This window comes from Paracoccus sp. 22332, from assembly GCF_052045125.1.
GTDB lineage: Bacteria > Pseudomonadota > Alphaproteobacteria > Rhodobacterales > Rhodobacteraceae > Paracoccus > Paracoccus haematequi_A.
This window is the reverse complement of record NZ_JBQEOI010000011.1, coordinates 58,919-76,231: the sequence shown is the minus strand read 5'-3', so window position 1 is coordinate 76,231 and position 17,313 is coordinate 58,919. Positions and strand designations below refer to the sequence as shown.

Annotated in this window: 16 protein-coding genes; 2 read left to right on the top strand and 14 right to left on the bottom strand. The window is 69.3% G+C overall.

Features of this window, described 5'->3' with window-relative positions; translation table 11 throughout:
* Positions 1-19: 19 nt before the first annotated feature.
* The 11 genes from tilS to ACTJI6_RS13335 form a co-directional block, all read right to left on the bottom strand.
* Entirely contained in the window at positions 20-1,255 is a 1,236-nt protein-coding gene (tilS, locus tag ACTJI6_RS13385) for a tRNA lysidine(34) synthetase TilS (RefSeq protein WP_440801342.1), read from the bottom strand.
* A 7-nt stretch (positions 1,256-1,262) separates the two neighbouring features.
* Entirely contained in the window at positions 1,263-2,150 is an 888-nt protein-coding gene (locus ACTJI6_RS13380; RefSeq protein WP_440801339.1) for a tetratricopeptide repeat protein, read from the bottom strand.
* The gene (gene pal, locus ACTJI6_RS13375) at positions 2,147-2,683 is read right to left on the bottom strand and encodes a peptidoglycan-associated lipoprotein Pal (RefSeq protein WP_126153356.1); all 537 of its coding nucleotides are present in this window, start codon (positions 2,681-2,683) and stop codon (positions 2,147-2,149) included. The genes ACTJI6_RS13380 and pal overlap by 4 nt, the downstream gene beginning before the upstream one ends.
* Before the next feature lie 36 nt (positions 2,684-2,719).
* The gene (gene tolB / locus ACTJI6_RS13370) at positions 2,720-4,036 is read right to left on the bottom strand and encodes a Tol-Pal system beta propeller repeat protein TolB (RefSeq protein WP_440801362.1); all 1,317 of its coding nucleotides are present in this window, start codon (positions 4,034-4,036) and stop codon (positions 2,720-2,722) included.
* Positions 4,037-4,077: 41 nt separating this feature from the next.
* Positions 4,078-5,910, bottom strand: a complete 1,833-nt coding sequence (locus ACTJI6_RS13365; RefSeq protein WP_440801337.1) for a protein TolA — start codon at positions 5,908-5,910, stop codon at positions 4,078-4,080.
* A gap of 4 nt (positions 5,911-5,914) precedes the next feature.
* Entirely contained in the window at positions 5,915-6,370 is a 456-nt protein-coding gene (locus ACTJI6_RS13360; RefSeq protein ID WP_440801336.1) for an ExbD/TolR family protein, read from the bottom strand.
* A 1-nt stretch (position 6,371) separates the two neighbouring features.
* Positions 6,372-7,067, bottom strand: coding sequence for a protein TolQ (tolQ, locus tag ACTJI6_RS13355; protein WP_420899384.1), 696 nt, complete (start codon positions 7,065-7,067; stop codon positions 6,372-6,374).
* 113 nt (positions 7,068-7,180) lie between these two features.
* A complete protein-coding gene (gene ybgC / locus ACTJI6_RS13350; protein WP_440801333.1) occupies positions 7,181-7,588 on the bottom strand; it encodes a tol-pal system-associated acyl-CoA thioesterase in 408 nt (135 codons plus the stop codon).
* Positions 7,588-8,163 (bottom strand): hypothetical protein, encoded by a 576-nt coding sequence (locus ACTJI6_RS13345; RefSeq protein WP_440801331.1) that lies wholly within the window; start codon positions 8,161-8,163, stop codon positions 7,588-7,590. Before ACTJI6_RS13345 ends, ybgC begins: the two co-directional genes overlap by 1 nt.
* A gap of 99 nt (positions 8,164-8,262) precedes the next feature.
* A complete protein-coding gene (locus tag ACTJI6_RS13340) occupies positions 8,263-8,889 on the bottom strand; it encodes a CoA transferase subunit B (RefSeq protein WP_440801330.1) in 627 nt (208 codons plus the stop codon).
* Between the two features lie 192 nt (positions 8,890-9,081).
* Entirely contained in the window at positions 9,082-9,786 is a 705-nt protein-coding gene (locus ACTJI6_RS13335; RefSeq protein WP_126153362.1) for a CoA transferase subunit A, read from the bottom strand.
* 243 nt (positions 9,787-10,029) lie between these two features.
* On the opposite strand from ACTJI6_RS13335, the gene ACTJI6_RS13330 reads away from it, so the two are divergent.
* A complete protein-coding gene (locus tag ACTJI6_RS13330) occupies positions 10,030-10,746 on the top strand; it encodes a prephenate dehydrogenase/arogenate dehydrogenase family protein (RefSeq protein WP_440801327.1) in 717 nt (238 codons plus the stop codon).
* A gap of 33 nt (positions 10,747-10,779) precedes the next feature.
* Here the strand turns inward: ACTJI6_RS13330 and topA are convergent, their stop codons facing one another.
* From topA to tldD, 3 genes are all read right to left on the bottom strand, one after another.
* On the bottom strand, positions 10,780-13,467 hold the full coding sequence (topA, locus tag ACTJI6_RS13325) for a type I DNA topoisomerase (RefSeq protein WP_440801326.1): 2,688 nt from the start codon (positions 13,465-13,467) through the stop codon (positions 10,780-10,782).
* Positions 13,468-13,561: 94 nt separating this feature from the next.
* Positions 13,562-14,680, bottom strand: coding sequence for a DNA-processing protein DprA (dprA, locus tag ACTJI6_RS13320; protein ID WP_440801324.1), 1,119 nt, complete (start codon positions 14,678-14,680; stop codon positions 13,562-13,564).
* A 65-nt stretch (positions 14,681-14,745) separates the two neighbouring features.
* A complete protein-coding gene (gene tldD, locus ACTJI6_RS13315; protein WP_440801322.1) occupies positions 14,746-16,167 on the bottom strand; it encodes a metalloprotease TldD in 1,422 nt (473 codons plus the stop codon).
* A 221-nt stretch (positions 16,168-16,388) separates the two neighbouring features.
* Here tldD and coxB point away from each other — a divergent pair, with 221 nt between their 5' ends.
* Positions 16,389-17,276: a cytochrome c oxidase subunit II gene (coxB, locus tag ACTJI6_RS13310; protein ID WP_241232663.1), complete on the top strand. Its 888-nt coding sequence runs from the start codon at positions 16,389-16,391 to the stop codon at positions 17,274-17,276.
* Positions 17,277-17,313: the final 37 nt, after the last annotated feature.

The window sequence follows — 17,313 nt, the reverse complement described above, 5'->3', positions numbered from 1 at the left end:
AGGGATTATCGGGGCAGGTTCAATGCGCCATGACAAGCCTGTGGAAATCTGACGCAATCCGGACCGGGCGCACGTCATAGGGCGCCACCGGGCGGATCAGCGGCGCGGCCACCAGCCGGTCGCCCTCCCAGACCGCAGGGCTGGCGGCGGCCTCGTCGCGGCCCAAGCCCGACAGGCGCCATTTGACCCGCGCGACCTGGCCCAGGCCAAGCGCCGCGACATGCTGGCCGGGCTTCAGGCCGCTGACATGCCAGCGGTTGTCCCAGATGCCGTTCTGCACGTCGGGCGCGCGCAGGGCTGCGGCGGTTTCGCGGAACAGCCGGATCCGGTCGCCCTCGGGCTCGATCAGGGTGCCGTCCAGCGTGACCCGGTGGCCGGTGGCGATGGCGTTCAGCGCGTGGATCGCGGTGTTGCGGCGCGGCGGGTAGTCCGCCCCGGTGACCCAGCGGCAGGCGGCGACGATCAGGCGGCGCCGGATCTCGGGCGGGGCGTCGCCATAGGCGCGGCGCGGCAGGGTCAGGCTGCCATCGCGGGCCACGGCATCGCGCGCGGCATGGGCGGCGTAATGGGACAGCGCATCCCGCGCTTCCTGGATGTGGTTGGCGGCGCGGGCCAGGGCGGGGACATCAAGGCCCATGGCCTGGATCGCCTTGCGGATGCGGACGCGGTCGAAATCCTCGTTCTCGTTGCTGGGATCGTCGATCCAGCCGATGCCGCGCGCCCGCAGCCAGTCGCGCAACGGCTGCCGCCCGGCCGCCAGCATCGGGCGCAGCCAGCGGATACCGAAGCGGTCGCGCCATTCCGCCATCGAGGCCAGCCCGTCGATCCCCGACCCCCGCGCCAGCCGCATCAGCAGGGTTTCGGCCTGATCGTCGGCCGTGTGGCCAAGCGCCACGGCGGGCAGGTCGTTGCGCTGCGCCCATCCCGCCAGCAGCCGCAGCCGGGCATCGCGGGCGTTGGCCATCAGGTTGCCGGTCTCGGTGCCGCGCTGCCAGAGCAGGATGGCATGAGGCAGGTCAAGCGCGCGGGCTGCGCGGCCGACCTGGCGGGCCTCGTCCCTGCTTTCGGGGCGCAGGCCGTGATCAACGGTGGCAACCATGATCCTGCGGCCGCGCCCCCATTCGGCGATCATATGCATCAGGGCGATCGAATCGCCGCCGCCCGACACCGCAATGCCGATGGCGGGCAGGTCGCCCGCCAGCCGGTCCAGGGCTGCATGAACGCGAAAGGCTGGATCGGCGGGCGGCAGGGACATGGACGCGCTATTGCCGCTGGTCTTCGGCCAGATCGGCCTGGGCATCATCGCCGGGCAGGGGTTCCAGGTCGTTGCTGCCGCAGGCAAGGCGGCTCATCCGGGTCTCGGCCTCGGCGGCGAAGGGGGATCCGGGGAAGCGGGCGGGGATTTCGGCCAGATAGAGGCAGGCCGCCGTCGCGTCCCCTTCGGTCTCGATCACGCGGGCGATGCCCAGCAGGCTTTCGGCCGCGCGCGGGCCGTCTGGATCGGCCGAGAACCCCTCAAGCCAGGCCGCCGCCGCGCCTTTGGCGTCGCCCGCGCTGTCCAGGGCCGCGCCGCGCAGGAACAGCGCCTCGGCCGTCAGGGCGCCCCCGGCATGGGTTTCGGCGACCGTGCCGAACAGGTCGGCCGCGCGGCGGAAATCGCCGCTGGCCATCACCTCGCGCGCGGCGTCGAAATCGGCCTGTTCGCCCGCCGAGGCCGGCTTGCGCCCCGGTTGGGGCGCGGCCGGAGGCACGGCGACGCCCGTCCCGCCCGCCATGCGGCCGGGGTCAGCCGTGGTCAGTGCGGCCAGGTCGCAGGTCTCGTCCATCTCGCACAGGCGGAACTCCATGTCGGCGATGCGGCGGTTGCTGTCCGCGACGATCCTGTCGATGCGGTTTCCCAACTGCTCGGTCCGGTCGGTCAGCCGCGCCAGTCGCTGCTCCATCGCGTTCATGCGGTCGATGGCGGCATCCCCGCCTGCCGCCTGGAACCCGGCCGCGCCCGAGGCGACCAGTTCCGAACGCAGCGACTGCAACTGGCCGCGAATCTCGGACAGTTCCGCGCGCAGATCGGCCAGCCGGGGTTCATCCGCCAGCGCAGGCAGCGCCACCGTCACGGCCAGGACGGCGGCGGCGACGGCGCGGCCGATCACGATCCGGCCCCCGTGGCGCTGACCACGGTCACGGCGCGGCGGTTGTTGGCATAGCACGCCTCGTCCGAGCAGACCTCGCGCGGGCGTTCCTTGCCAAAGCTCAGGGTGCGCAGGCGGTCCGACGCGACGCCCTGGGCGATCAGGTATTCCTGGACCGCGCTGGCGCGGCGCGCGCCAAGGGCCAGGTTGTATTCGCGGGTGCCGGTTTCTTCGGCATGACCCTGGACCACCGCGGTGAAGTTGGTGTGCCGGTTCAGCCACTCGGCCTGGCGGGCCAGGATCGCGCGGGCGTCGCCGGTCAGCGCTGTCTGGTTCGCCGCGAACAGGACCGTGTTGCCGATGGTGTTGTTGAAATATTCCGCCGTCGCTTCGGCCCCCAGGGTGCCCCCGGCCAGCTGACCCTGATACAGCGCCCCGCCCGCTGCGTTGGCATAGGGGTCGACCACGGTCTGCGTGACCGGCGGCGCGGGTTGCGCGCAGGCGGCAAGGGCCAGCAGCAGGGCGGCGGCGACAGGCTTTTTCCAGGCGATCATCGGGTCATCCTTCCGGTCGGTGTTCCGGTGCGGGCTTCAGGGCATCAATGGACCCCAAGAGGGATCCGAGGCGGCAAAGTCAAGGCTCAGCGGTCGCATATTGCGTCCGGTGATGTCCACGGAATGCAGGCGCGGCTGGCCATTCCCGCCCGGCGTGACCCGCGTGAACATCACCACGCGGCCATTGGGTGCCCAGGTGGGGGACTCGTCAAGGAAAGATTCGGTCAGGGTCTTTTCGCCCGACCCGTCGACGCGCATCGTGGCGATGTGGAACCGTTCGCCCACCTGCTTGGTAAAGGCGATCAGATCGCCCTTGGGCGACCAGGCGGGCGAGCCATAGCGCCCGTCGCCGAAGCTGATCCGGGTCGGCTCGCCCCCGCCGACGCCCACGACATACAGTTGCGGATTGCCGGAACGGTCGGATTCGAACACGATCCGCTGCCCGTCCGGGCTGAAGCTGGGCGCGGTGTCGATGGCGGGCGACTGCACCAGCGGGCGCTGCGCGCCGGATGCCGCGTCCATCAGCCAGATGTCGGTATTGCCGCCTTGTTCGCGGGAATAGGCGATCCAGCGTCCGTCCGGGCTGAACCGGGGCGAGAACGCCATGCTGTTCGCGTCCTGCGTCAGCGCGCGGGACGTGACGGTCGCCACCTCCATCACCCGGATCTGCGGAAACCCGCTGTCGAAGCTGGTATAGACCAGCCGCCGCCCGTCGCGGGAAAACTGCGGCGCCAGCACCAGCGATGAACTGTCGGTCATCCACAGGATGTTCTGGCCGTCATAGTCCATCACCCCGATCCGCTTGATCCGCGCGTCCTTGGGTCCGGTTTCCTGCACGAAGGCCACGCGGCTGTCGAAATAGGGCTGCTCCCCGGTCAGCCGGGCATAGATCTGGTCCGCGATCTTGTGCGCCGCGCGCCGCCAGTCGCCGGCGCGGGCGTCGAACTGCATCCCGTCGCCCTGGGCCTGGCCTGCGTAGACATCGAACAGCCGGAACTTGACGCTGATCGCCTCGCCCGATTGCGTGACCTCGGCCGAGACAAGCGCCTGGGCGTTGACCGCGCGCCAATCCTCATAGGCGATGGCCTCGCCGAAGCTGCCGGGGCGGGCGACCTGCGCGTCCTTCGGGATTTCGCGGAACAGTCCGGTGCCGGTCAGGTCGGCGGCCACCACGTCGCGGATCCGCTGGGCCACGGCCGCGTCGCCGTGGAAGGCCGGGATGGCGACGGCCATCGGTTCGGTCACGCCGTCGGTGATCTCGATCCTCAGGGGGCCGTCCTGCGCAAGGGCGGGCAGGGCGGCCGATGCGGCGGCAAGGGCCATCGACAGGGTCAGGGTCAGCGTCCGAAGCATCATATCCTCATCATCCTTGCGACGGGACCGGGGGACCGGCCTCAGTCAAATCCGATACCGTCGGGGCGAAACTCGACCACGACATCCCGCCAGCGGCTGTATTTGTCGAAGGGCAGCGGAAAGCCAGCGCCGCCGCACATCATGATCGCGCGCCGGGCGACCTGGAAGGCGTGGTCCGCCCCGGATTGCGGCCCGCCCCGGTAATCGGCCATGCGCAGGCTGTCCGCGATGGGCCTGCCGTCGGCGGTCATGCTGAACGCGACCGAGACCGACATCTGCCGCGCCTCGATCGACAAGGCGCCTTCGTTCCAGCACTGGCGCAGGGCCGTGCGGAAGGCGTCCTTTTCGGCCAGGGACAGCGGTTGGGCTTGCGACAGGCTGGACATGTCGATGCCGCCGTCCAGCGGTGCCGGGCGGATGGTCGAGGGCGCAAGCTGCATCGGCTCGACCCCTGCCGCCCCGCCGGACGGGCTGTCCGTGGTGCCGCCGCCGCCCGACATCGCCCCGGCCAAGGCTGCCGCCAGCGGATCCTGCGCGGCAGAGGCCCCCGACCCGCCGTCGATCATCTGGCTGTTGCCGCCCACGGCATCGCCGGTCGAGGCCGTATCCGTGCCCTCGGCTCCGGCATTGCCGTCCTGCGCCTCGCGCAGCGCATCCTCCAGCGCCTGCTGGCGCGCGGCCTCGGCCTGGCGGTCGGCTTCGGCGCGTTCGGCGGCCTCTCGTTCGGCGGCGGCGCGGCGTTCCTCGGCCTCGCGTTCAGCCGCCGCGCGGCGTTCTTCCTCGGCCCGCCGCTCGGCCTCGGCTGCCCGGCGTTCTTCCTCCGCTTGACGTTCGGCTTCGGCGGCGCGGCGCTCCTCGGCTTCGCGTTCGGCTGCGGCGGCCGCCTCGCGGGCCTCGGCTTCACGCCGTTCCGCCTCGGCGGCCTCTGCCGCCCGGCGTTCCTCGGCCTCCCGACGCTCGGCCGCCGCGCGACGTTCTTCGGCCGCGCGCTCGGCCTCGGCTGCGCGACGTTCTTCCTCGGCGCGCGCGGCTTCGGCTTCGCGCTGTTCGCGGGCCTCGCGTTCGGCGGCCTCTCGGCGCTCCGCTGCCTGGCGCCGTTCCTCCGCGGCCTGCCGTTCGGCCTCGGCTTCCGCCTGGGCCTGACGCTCCGCCTCCTCGGCGGCGGCGCGTTCGGCCCGGCGCGCTTCCTCGGCCGCTTCGCGCTCGGCGGTCAGGCGGCGTTCCTCTGCGGCCGCTGCGGCGGCTTCGGCTTCCGCGCGGGCAGCCTCGGCCGCCGCGCGGCGTTCGGCCTCTTGCCGGGCAAGGCGGGCATTGCGCTGCTCGACCAGGCCTTCGGGCCGCAGCCGGGGCAGGGCCGAACGGTCCAGCGCCAATTCCGACCGGGGCGCCACCGGCTGCCCGGCGGGTGCCGCATCGGGCCGGGTCTCGGGCTGCGGAGTCGCCGGGACCGCGTCCGCGGCGGTCTGGTTTTGCGCAGGTGCCCCCAGATCGGTGGCGACCGCAACCGGATCGGGGCGGGCGAAATCGGACAGGTCGGGCCGCGCTTCGGGCCGGTCGGGCGGGGCCAGATCCTGCGCGGCCTCCTGCGCGTCGGGCAGGCTGGCGGCTGCGGGGGCCTGGGCCGTGGCGTCGGCATCCGTCGGGGCCGGCATCGTCGCCACCGCCGTGGCGTCGCGCCCCACGGGACCGGCCCCGCGTGACGCTGCGGCAAGCGCCTCGAACTCGGCGCCGCTCATGGTGGCGACCTCGGTCGTGCGCAGCGGGGTCGAGGGCTGCGGGCGCAGGAACACCCCGCCCAGGACCGCCCACAGGATCAGCGCGGTATGCGCCGATCCCGAAACCCACCAGCCGATGCGCCCTTCGCGGTCATCCATGGCGTCAGCCGTCCATCCTCGGCCCGCCGATATCCGTGACCAGCACGATGTCGGACAGGCCCGCCGCGTTCAGCGCGCCCATCACCTGGACGACGCGGGCATAGGGGATCGCCCCGTCGGCCCGCAGGAACACCCGCTGGCTTTCGCGCGTGGCCAGGATCTCGCGCAGGCGGGTGACGATCTGGTCCTGCGCCACCGGCGCGTCCATCAGCATCACGTCGCCATCGGCGGGGATCGAGATGACCAGCGGCTCTTCGGGTTCGGTCGGCACGGCGGTCGCGGCGGTCTGCGGCAGGTTCAGCGGCACGCCCGCCGTCATCAGCGGCGCGGCGACCATGAAGATCACCAGCAGCACCAGCATCACGTCCACGAAGGGCGTGACGTTGATTTCCGACATCGGCGCGTTGCGGCGGCGGCCCCGGCCCTTGCGGCTGACCCGCTTGACGACGGCGGCCGACATCTCAGGCCTCGTCCATCTGGCGCGACAGCAGGGTCGAGAATTCGTCGGCAAACGCCTCCCAGTTGCCGGTCACGCGCTCCGCATCGCCCGACAGCTTGTTGTAGAAGACGACGGCGGGGATCGCGGCCAGCAGCCCCAGGGCGGTCGCCAGCAGCGCCTCGGCGATGCCCGGCGCGACCACGGCCAGGCTGGTGTCCTGCGACATGGCGATGCCCTCGAAGGCGGTCTTGATGCCCCAGACGGTGCCGAACAGCCCGATGAAGGGCGCGGTGGATCCGACCGTCGCCAGGAAGGACAGGCCCCGGAACAGCCGCGCTTCCTCGCGTTGAATGGCGACGTTCATGGCGCGGTCGATGCGGGCCGGGCCGCCGGGGATCAGCGCGCCGTCGTCGCGGTGGCTGCGGCGCCATTCGGTCATGCCCGCCGCGAAGATCCGTTCCGACGCGCCCGAGGGACGATCGCCCAGCCGGTCATACAGGTCGTCCAGCGGTTCCCCCGACCAGAAGCTGCGGTCGAAGCGCGCGGCTTCCTTGCGGGCCTGGGCGAAGGCCAGGAATTTCTGGATGATGATCGCCCAGGACCAGACCGAGGCGATGATCAGCAGCACCATCACCACCTGCACCGTCAGCGAGGCGCGCGCAAACAGCGCCATCAGCGAGAAATCAAGGGCCTGCGCGGCCTGGATCGGTTCCATCATCACTGCCTTTTCGTCGTGATCCATCGCGGACCCGGCCGGCGTTCCGGTCGGTTTGCTGGCCTTCTAGCGCCTTCCTAGCAAAGGTTGCAGCCCCTTGCCGCAACACAATGCCGTCACTTTTCATCAATGCCCGAAGGGGTTTCCAGCAGACCCGCCAGCGATGCCGGAAGCCGGACCGGCCGCCCGGCCGCGTCCAGGCAGGCCAGCGTGACCCGCGCCGTGAACAGGACCGCTTCGCCGCGCCGGACGGCCTGGTCCATGACGATCCGCGCGGTGGTCGCCTGGGCCAGCATGGTTTCCACCGTCAGCAGATCGTCAAAGCGGGCGGGGCGCAGGTAATCGGCCTCGATCCGGCGGACGGCGAACACCCGGCCCGCTGCCTTCAGCGCGGCCTGGTCGACACCAAGCGCCCGCAACCATTCCGACCGGCCGCGTTCGATGAATTTCAGATAGTTGGCATAATAGACGATCCCGGCAAGGTCGGTATCCTCGTAATAGACGCGCACGGTCAGCCTGTGCATCACGCGTCCCCCATCCGCGCCGCCAGCCGCAGCGCATGGGCCGGATCCGTCGCCGCGACCGGCAGCACCGGGTCATAGGCCGCCCGGATCAGCGCGGCCACCGGGGCCGAGGGTGCGATGTCCCGCGCGAAGGTCAGCGCGCAGCGCATGAAGATCGCCTCGGCCAGGTGTCCCGGATGGCTGTCGGCCAGCGCGCCGCCCATGCGCAGGAATGCCAGGCAGGCGCGAATGCCGCCATCCGCGTCAAAGCGGAACAGCCGGTATTGATCCGCCTCCGCCCGCGCCAGCCGGTCGGGCAGGCCCGGCGCGTCGGTCAGCCGGTCCAGATCGGGAATATCCGCCAGGTCGGACCAGTCGCGGACGAAGAACAGCATCAGGTTCGCGCCCATCTCGGGGTCGGTCTCGCCCAGCGGATGGCGCGCATGGGCAAAGCCCGCCCGGATCGCGCCGCGAAAGATGTCCAGGCTTTCATCGGCCAGACCGAAGATCACCGGCGCCACCGGACGCCCCCAGCGGGCGCAGAGGAACGTCCCGTCGGCGCGGGTGAAGGCTGCTGCGATCTGATCGGCGGTCATGCCTGGTCTTTCACCTTTGCCCAAATATCCTGGGGGGAGTCGCCGAAACGGCGACGGGGGGCAAGGCCCCCCGCCGACATTTCCACCCCGCGCGACGGATCAGCCGACGATGGTGGCTTCGGTCGCGGCGCGCAGTTCCTCCTCGGTCACGCCCTCGGCGCATTCGACGATCTTCAACCCGCCCGGCACCACGTCCAGCACGCCCAGGTTGGTGATGATGCGGTCCACCACGCCCTTGCCGGTCAGGGGCAGAGTGCATTCGCGCAGAACCTTCGATTCGCCCGCCTTGTTGGTGTGGTCCATCACCACGATCACCCGGCCCACGCCCGCGACCAGATCCATGGCCCCGCCCATGCCCTTGACCAGCTTGCCGGGGATCATCCAGTTCGCCAGGTCGCCGTTCTCGGCCACCTCCATCGCGCCCAGGATGGCGGCGGCGATCTTGCCGCCGCGGATCATGCCGAAACTGGTCGCGCTGTCGAAATAGGCGGTGCGGTCCAGTTCCGTGATGGTCTGCTTGCCCGCGTTGATCAGATCCGGGTCTTCCTCGCCCTCGAACGGGAACGGCCCCATCCCCAGCATCCCGTTTTCCGATTGCAGGGTGATGTCCTTGTCGCCGACATAGTTCGCCACCAGCGTCGGAATCCCGATGCCGAGGTTCACATACATCCCGTCTTCCAGTTCCTGCGCCGCCCGCGCGGCCATCTGGTTGCGATCCCAGGGCATCAGTAAGCCTCCGTGGATTTGCTTTTCATAACTGAAGCAATAGCAATCGCTAAGTTGACAGATAATTCGGGTCGTCCGGCTAAGACGTCCTTTCCGAACCGTTCTTCAACAAAATATTGAGCACGAGTGAGAGAGAGACCTACGATAAGCTCTGCTCGCTCAATGTCACGGTTAATTGCGTCATAGTCCAAACTACGCGTCCTCCCGCTTGCGCACGGTGCGCTGTTCGATGCGCTTCTCGTGCTGTCCCTGGACGATCCGATGCACATAGATTCCGGGCAAGTGGATCAGGTCGGGGTCCAGCGACCCGCGCGGGACGATCTCCTCGACCTCGGCCACGCAGACACGCCCGCACATCGCGGCGGGCGGGTTGAAGTTGCGGGCCGTCTTGCGGAACACCAGGTTGCCGGTATCGTCGGCCTTCCAGGCCTTCACGATGGACAGATCCGCGACGATGCCGCGCTCCAGGATGTAATCCTGGCCGTCGAAGCTCTTGACCTCTTTCCCCTCGGCGATGACGGTGCCGACGCCGGTCTTGGTATAGAAGCCGGGGATGCCGCAGCCGCCCGCCCGCATCCGCTCGGCCAGGGTGCCCTGGGGGTTGAATTCCAGCTCCAGCTCGCCCGACAGATACTGGCGCATGAACTCGGCGTTTTCGCCGACATAGCTGCTGATCATCTTCTTGATCTGCCGGGTTTTCAGCAGGATCCCCAGGCCGAAATCATCGACGCCGCAGTTGTTGGACGCGATCGTCAGATCCTTGGTGCCCGCGTCGCGGATGGCCGCGATCAGCAGTTCGGGGATGCCGCACAGCCCGAACCCTCCGGCGGCAATGAACATGCCGTCGTGCAACAGCCCGTCCAGCGCCTCGCCCGCCGTGGCATAAACCTTTTTCATCGTCCCTCCCCAGAATGACCGCTGCCGATTTGTCGCCCGCGTCCGGCGCCAAGTCAATGCGGCGGTGCAGCATGGTTGACTTTGCCGGAACGCGGCGCCATCAGGACGGCATGAAACGCGCTGCCGCCTTTGCGACCTATTACCGCCCGCTGACATAGCGGGGGCAGCATCATGTCAACCGCGCAGGGGTGCGGTTGACGGCGACATGACAACGACCTTTGCGCAAGCCGAAAGGTCCGTCCCATGTCATTCCGTCCCGAAACGCTTTCCATCATCGGCCTTGGCGCCTTCGGCCAACTGGCCGCCCGCCACCTGCGCCCGCATCTGGCGCTGACAGTCTGCGATCCGCAGGTCCGCGCGAACGACCTGCCGCAGGTCGATCTGGCGCAGGCGGCGCTTGCCGATATCGTCGTGCTGGCGGTGCCCCTGTCGCGGATGGCCGGGGTGCTGCGCGCCATCGCCCCGCATCTGCGGCCGGGCGCTGTGGTGATCGACGTGGCCTCGGTCAAGGTCGAACCGGCGCGGCTGATGCTGGATCTGCTGCCGCCGCATGTTCAGGTCATCGCCAGCCATCCCCTGTTCGGTCCCGCCAGCGCGGCCGAGGGCCTGGCGGGCCACCGCATCGCCTGGTGCCCGTTGCGGGGCGGGGCGCACCGGCGGATCGCGGCCTTCCTGCGCGCCCAGGGATTGGAGGTCATCCCGACCACGCCGGACCAGCATGACCGCGACATGGCGGTGGTCCAGGGGCTGACGCATCTGATCGCCCGCAGCCTGTCGCGGCTTGGCCCCCTGCCGCAGCGCATGGCGACCCGCAGCTTCCAGAAGCTGGCCGAGGCCGCCGCCATGGTGCAGGACGATTCGCCCGAACTGCTGGCGACGATCCTGCGCGACAACCCCCATGCCGAGGGCGTCCGCAGCCGCTTCCTGGCCGAAGCCGCAGGCATCGCCGCCGGGGTTTGACGGACCGGCATGGGTCGGGCCGCCGACCTTTCGTTATTCGGCAGCCTTCTTCGCCGGTTTCTTCGGCGCGGCCTTTTTCGCGGTCGCCTTCTTCGCCGCAGGCTTTGCCGCTGCCTTGGCCTTGGGCGCGGCCTTCTTCTTCGCGGGCGATTTCGCCGCCTTCGCCGCGATCAGCTCCAGCGCCTGCTCCACCGTCAGATCCTCGGGCGCGACATCGCGGGGCAGGGTGGCGTTCACCTTGTCCCATTTCACATAGGGGCCATAGCGGCCGTTCATCACCTGGATCGCGCCGCCATCCGGGTGGTCGCCCAACTCGCGCAGCGGCGCGGCGGCGGCCGCACGGCCGCGGGTCTGCTTGGCGGCCAGCACCTCGACCGCGCGGTTCATGCCGATGGTGAAGACCTCCTCGACATCCGGCAGGTTCGCGTATTTCGATCCGTGCTTCACATAGGGGCCGAAGCGGCCGATCCCGGCTTCGATCAGCTCTCCATCCTCGGGATGCGGGCCGACCGGGCGCGGCAGCGACAGCAGTTGCACGGCGCGGTCCAGATCCAGCGTCGCCGGATCCCAGCCCTTGGGGATCGAGGCGCGGGCGGGCTTGGGATTGGCCTCGGTGGCCTCGCCGCGCTGGACATAGGGGCCGAAGCGCCCGGTCTTCAGGCTGATCGGGTCGCCGTCATCCTCGCCCAGGATGCGGTCGCCCACCACCGCCTCGCCGTCGGGGGCCGAGATCGGGCGCGTATAGCGGCATTCGGGATAGTTCGAGCAGCCGATGAAGGCGCCCCCGGACCGCGCGGTCTTCAGGTTCAACCGGCCCTTGTGGCACAGCGGGCATTCGCGCGGATCGCCGCCATCGGCGCGCGGCGGATACAGGTGCGGAGCCAGGGCGTCGTCGATGGCGTCCAGAACCTCGGTGATGCGCAGTTCCGAGGTGCCTTCCAAGGCCTTTGAAAAATCTTTCCAGAAACGTCCCAGCACCTCGCGCCACATCAGGTCGCCCGCGCTGATCTCGTCCAGTTCGTTTTCCAGATCGGCGGTGAAGTCATAGCTGACATAACGCGGGAAGTATTTCGTCAGAAAGACCGTGACCAGCCGCCCCTTGTCCTCGGGGATCAGGCGGTTCTTGTCCTTGCGGACATAGTCGCGGTCCTGGATCGTGGTGACGATGCTGGCATAGGTGGACGGGCGGCCGATGCCCAGTTCCTCCATCCGCTTGACCAGCGTCGCCTCGGTATAGCGGGGGGGCGGCTGGGTGAAGTGCTGGCGGGCGGCCACCGCGGCGGTTTCATTCGCCACGAAACCCCCGGCCACCAACTGCCCGGCCGAAGCGGTCTCGATCAGCGAATCCTCGGACGCCGCGGCCTTTTCATAATCCGAGAGGAAGGCGTTCTTCACCAGCGTCGCGGGTTCGCCTTCCCGGATCGCGGGAAGGCGGGCGCTGTCCTCGCCCTCGTCGTCGTCGCGGCCCTGGTCATAGACGCGCAGGAAGCCGTCGAACAGCACCACCTGGCCAGTGGCGCGCAGCCCGACCTGATTATCGGGGCTGGCGATCTCGACCGTGGTGCGCTCCATCCGGGCGGCTTCCATCTGGCTGGCGATCGTCCGCTTCCAGATCAGGTCATACAGCTTGCGCTGATCGTCCGCGCTGACGTTCAGCCTGTCGGGCGACAGCATCATGTCGGTGGGGCGGATACATTCGTGGGCTTCCTGGGCGTTCTTGGCCTTGTTCTTGTACATGCGCGGGCTGGATGGGACGTATCTGTCGCCGAACTTGGCCTTGATGGCGTCGCGCGCGGCATGGACCGCCTCGGGCGCCATGTCGATGCCGTCGGTCCGCATATAGGTGATCAGCCCCGCTTCATAAAGCCGCTGCGCCGCCGACATGCAGGCCTTGGCGCCCATGCCCAGCTTGCGGCTGGCCTCTTGTTGCAGGGTCGAGGTCATGAAGGGCGGCCAGGGGTTCCGCGTGGCGGGCTTGGCGGCGACGCTGCCGACGCGCAAGTCGCGGCTGGCGACCGCGCTGACGGCCATCGCGGCCTTTTCCGCATTGGGCAGGTCGAACCGATCCAGCTTGGCGCCCGCCAACGAGACCAGCGTCGCGTCGTATTCGGCGCCCTGGGGCGTCGCCAGCCGGGCATGGACGGACCAGTACTCGCGGGCCTTGAAGGCCTCGATCTCCATTTCCCGGTCGACGATCAGGCGCAGGCACACCGACTGCACCCGGCCCGCCGATTTCGCGCCCGGAAGCTTGCGCCACAAGACCGGCGACAGGTTGAAGCCCACCAGGTAATCCAGCGCGCGGCGCGCCAGATAGGCGTCGACCAGCGGCTGGTCGATCTGGCGGGGATGGGCCATGGCCTCGGTCACGGCGGCCTTGGTGATGGCGTTGAAGGTCACACGGCTGACCCCGCTGCCCTTCTTCAGGGCCGGTTGCAGGGCTTCCAGCAGATGCCAGGAAATCGCCTCGCCCTCGCGGTCGGGGTCGGTCGCCAGGATGAGGGTCGGGTCGTCCTTCAGCGCGTCCTTGATCGCCTTCAGATGCTTCTTGCTGTCGGCCGCGACCTCCCATTTCATGGCGAAATCGTCGGCCGGATCGACGCTGCCGTCCTTGGGCGGCAGGTCGCGGACATGGCCGAAGCTGGCAAGCACGCGATAGTTGCCGCCAAGGTATTTTTCGATGGTCTTGGCCTTGGCCGGAGATTCCACGACGACAACGGGCATTCTTACCTCAAGGCGCATCTGCAATGGGCCGGGAACATGTGTCGGGCGCCTGCCAGTGTCAACCGGGCGCGGTCAACCGTTCCGTGCAGCATCCTCAGCCAAGCGCCAGACGTCCGCCCGGCACCCGCAGCAGCCGCCCCTGCAATTCCAGCGACAGGATCGCCGCGTTAGCCGCCGCCGCGGGCAGGCCCAGGTCGCGGATCACATCATTCTCATCGGAAGGCGAGGGGCCAAGCCGCGACAGGATCCGCGCCTCCAACTCTCCGGCCTCGACGGGTTCGGGGCGGGGGGCGGGGGCAGGGGGCGCTTCGGGCGTATCCGCCGCCCCGGCTTCGTGGGCAAGGGCGGCGCAGACATCGGCGGAGTTCCTGACCAGCAGCGCGCCGTCCCGGATCAGCTGGTTGCAGCCGCCCGCGCGCGCATCCATCGGATGGCCGGGCACCGCCATCACCTCTCGGCCCTGGTCCAGGGCGTTCTTCGCGGTGATCAGGGTGCCCGAGCGATGCGCGGCCTCGATCACCACCACGGCCAGGGACAGGCCCGAGACGATGCGGTTGCGGGTCGGGAAATGCCGGGCCTGCGGTTCGGTGCCGGGGGGCTGTTCCGAGACCAGCACACCCTTTTCGGCGATCTGGGCGGCCAGGACGAGGTTTTCGGCGGGATAGATCACATCGACGCCCCCCGCCATCACCGCGACGGTGCCGGTCGGCAGGGCGGCGTTATGGGCGGCGGTGTCGATGCCGCGCGCCAGGCCCGCGACGATGGTATGCCCGGCCTCGCCCAGGCCCGCCGCCATGCCGCGCGCCATGCGCAACCCCAGCGAGGATGTGTTGCGCGCGCCGATGACCGCCACCGGGTTCTTCGCCAGCCAGGCCGGATCGCCACGCACCCACAGGATCGGCGGCGCCCCGTCGATCTCGCGCAGCGCGGCGGGATAGAGCGGCGAATCGCAGCGGATCAGCCGGGCGCCCGCCTTGCGCCCCGCCGCCAGTTCCGCCGCCGCCACGCCTTCGGGGCAGGGTTCGTAATCGCCAATGCCCGCCGCCGCCGCGATGGTGGGCAGGGCGTCAAGCGCCGCCCGCGCGCCGCCGTGTTCGGCGATCAGCCGGTGATAGGTGGCCGGTCCCACCCGTCGCGACCGGATCAGGCGCAGTACCGTCAGGTCGTCGTCCTGCGTGCCCTGCCTGCCGAAAGGAAGATGCCCGGTATCCATGCTGCCCCCGCCTTGTCCGGGAATCACCCTTACCCGGAAGGCGTTAACAACTGGTTAGCGATCCCTTAGGCCGCCGATCCGCCGACCGTCAGCCCGCCGATCAGCAGGGTCGGTTGGCCGACGCCCACCGGCACCCACTGGCCCTGCTTGCCGCAATTGCCGATGCCGGGATCCAAGGCCATGTCGTTGCCGATGGCGCGCACCTGCCGCAGCGCGGTGGCGCCATCGCCGATCAGGGTCGCGCCCCGGATCGGATCGCCCACCACGCCGTTCTTCACGCGATACGCCTCGGTGCAGGAAAACACGAACTTGCCGTTGGTGATGTCCACCTGGCCGCCGCCGAAGCCCACCGCATAGATGCCGTCGCGCAGGTCGGCCAGGATCGCGGCCGGATCGGCATCGCCGCCGGGCATGTAGGTGTTGGTCATGCGCGGCATCGGCGCATGGGCAAAGCCCTGCCGCCGCCCGTTGCCGGTCGGTTCCACCCCCATCAGGCGCGCGTTCTGGCGGTCCTGCATGAAGCCCACCAGGATCCCGTCCTCGATCAGCACGTTGCGGGCCGGGGGCATGCCTTCGTCGTCGACGCCGATGCTGCCGCGCCGGTCGGGGATGGTGCCGTCATCGACCACGGTGACGCCGGGCGCCGCGACCCGCTGGCCCATCAGCCCGGCAAAGGCCGAGGCCTTCTTGCGGTTGAAATCGCCCTCCAGCCCGTGGCCCACGGCCTCGTGCAGCAGGATGCCCGGCCAGCCGGGGCCAAGCACCACGTCCATCACCCCCGCAGGCGCGGGGACCGAGCGCAGGTTGACCAGGGCGATGCGCAGCGCCTCGTCCACCGCGGGCTGCCAATGGGCGGGATCCATCAGCCCGGCCAGGGACACGCGGCCGCCGCCGCCATGGCCGCCGGATTCGCGGCGGTCGTTGTTTTCCACGATCACGCCGACATTCAGTCGCGCCATCGGTCGGATGTCGGTCACCAGCCCGCCCTCGGGGCGCAGGATCGCCACTTGCTGCAAGGACGAGGCCAGGGACACCGTGACCTGCACCACGCGCGGATCGCGGGACCGGGCGTAGTCGTCGATCTGGCGCAGAAGCTCGATCCGGGTGGCGAAGGGGATGCCTTCGGCCGGGTCGGCGGCCATGTACATCGGCCGGACCTGCATCGGCGCGGCGGGCGCCATCACGCCGCCGCCTTGGCCCACCGCCAGGCGTGCGGTTTCCGCCGCGCGGCGCAGGGCGGGTTCGGAAATCTCGGTCGAATGGGCGTATCCCGTGACCTCGCCCCGCACGGCGCGCAGGCCGAAGCCCTGTTCGGCGGTATAGCCGGAGTTGCGCAGCCGCCCGTCGTCGAAGACCAGCGTTTCCGACACGGAATGTTCCAGGAACAGCTCTCCGTCCTCGGCCCCCGCCGTGGCGTCGCGCAGGATCGCCAGGGCGCGGTCGCGGTCCAGATGGGTGGCGAAGGGGTCGAAGGGGGTGCTGCTCATGGCGGGGCGTCGTCTTTCTCTCGGCGAAACAAGGCTGCGAACAGGGCTGGAGGACGGTCCCGGCCCGTGGATTTTGCGAAGGCAGGCTTATGTATCACTTGCCCGTAGGGACGAGATATGGTCATAGAACGGTCAGTGTTAAAGGAAAAGGGGCGGTCTTGGGGCGCCCCTGCGGTCGCGCGGCCGCGCCAGGATAACGGGATGGGATGATGGCAATAGCGATGATTCGCCGTGCAGTCGCGGCAGCTTCCGGGCTGGCGGCAGCGGGGATGGTAGCCAACGCGGCTTGGGCGCAGGATGTGCTGGGGGAACTGCCGGTGATCGGCAAGCCCCATGCGCGTGGGGTGAATTTCCAGCCCCCCGTGACCGAATTGGCCCATGACCAGCAATGGCTGGACCATTTCGTGCTGATCATCATCTCGGTCGTGACGCTGGTGGTCTGCGCGCTGCTGCTGTTCGCGATCCTGCGCTTCAACAGCCGGGCGAATCCGGTTCCCGCGAAGTTCACCCACAACACCCCGCTGGAGATCGCCTGGACGCTGGTGCCGGTGCTGATCCTGGTCTCCATCGGGGCCTTTTCGCTGCCCGCGCTGTTCCGCAGCCAGGAAATGCCCGCCGATCCCGATGTGGTGATCAAGGCCATCGGCAACCAGTGGTACTGGTCCTACGAATATCCCGAAAACGGCATCAGCTTCGACTCGATCATGCTGACCAAGGAAGAGCTGGCGGATTACGGCTATAACGAGGACGAATACCTGCTGGCGACCGATACCGCCGTCGTCGTGCCGGTGGGCCAGACCGTGCTGCTGCAAGTGACCGCGAACGACGTGATCCACAGCTGGACGATCCCGGCCTTCGCCGTGAAGCAGGACGCGGTTCCGGGCCGGATCGCTCAGGCCTGGTTCAATGTCGAACAGGAAGGCGTCTATTTCGGCCAGTGCAGCGAGCTGTGCGGCATCAACCACGCCTATATGCCGATCGTCGTGAAGGCGGTCAGCCCCGAAACCTATGCCGCCTGGGTCGCCGAACAGGGCGGCACCCTGGAAGGGGCCGCAGAAACCGCTTCGGCCGCCCCTGCCGACACCGTGACGCTGGCCAAGGCCGACTGAGCGTCGGACCGACCAGCGACAAAGCCAGGCCGAAGGA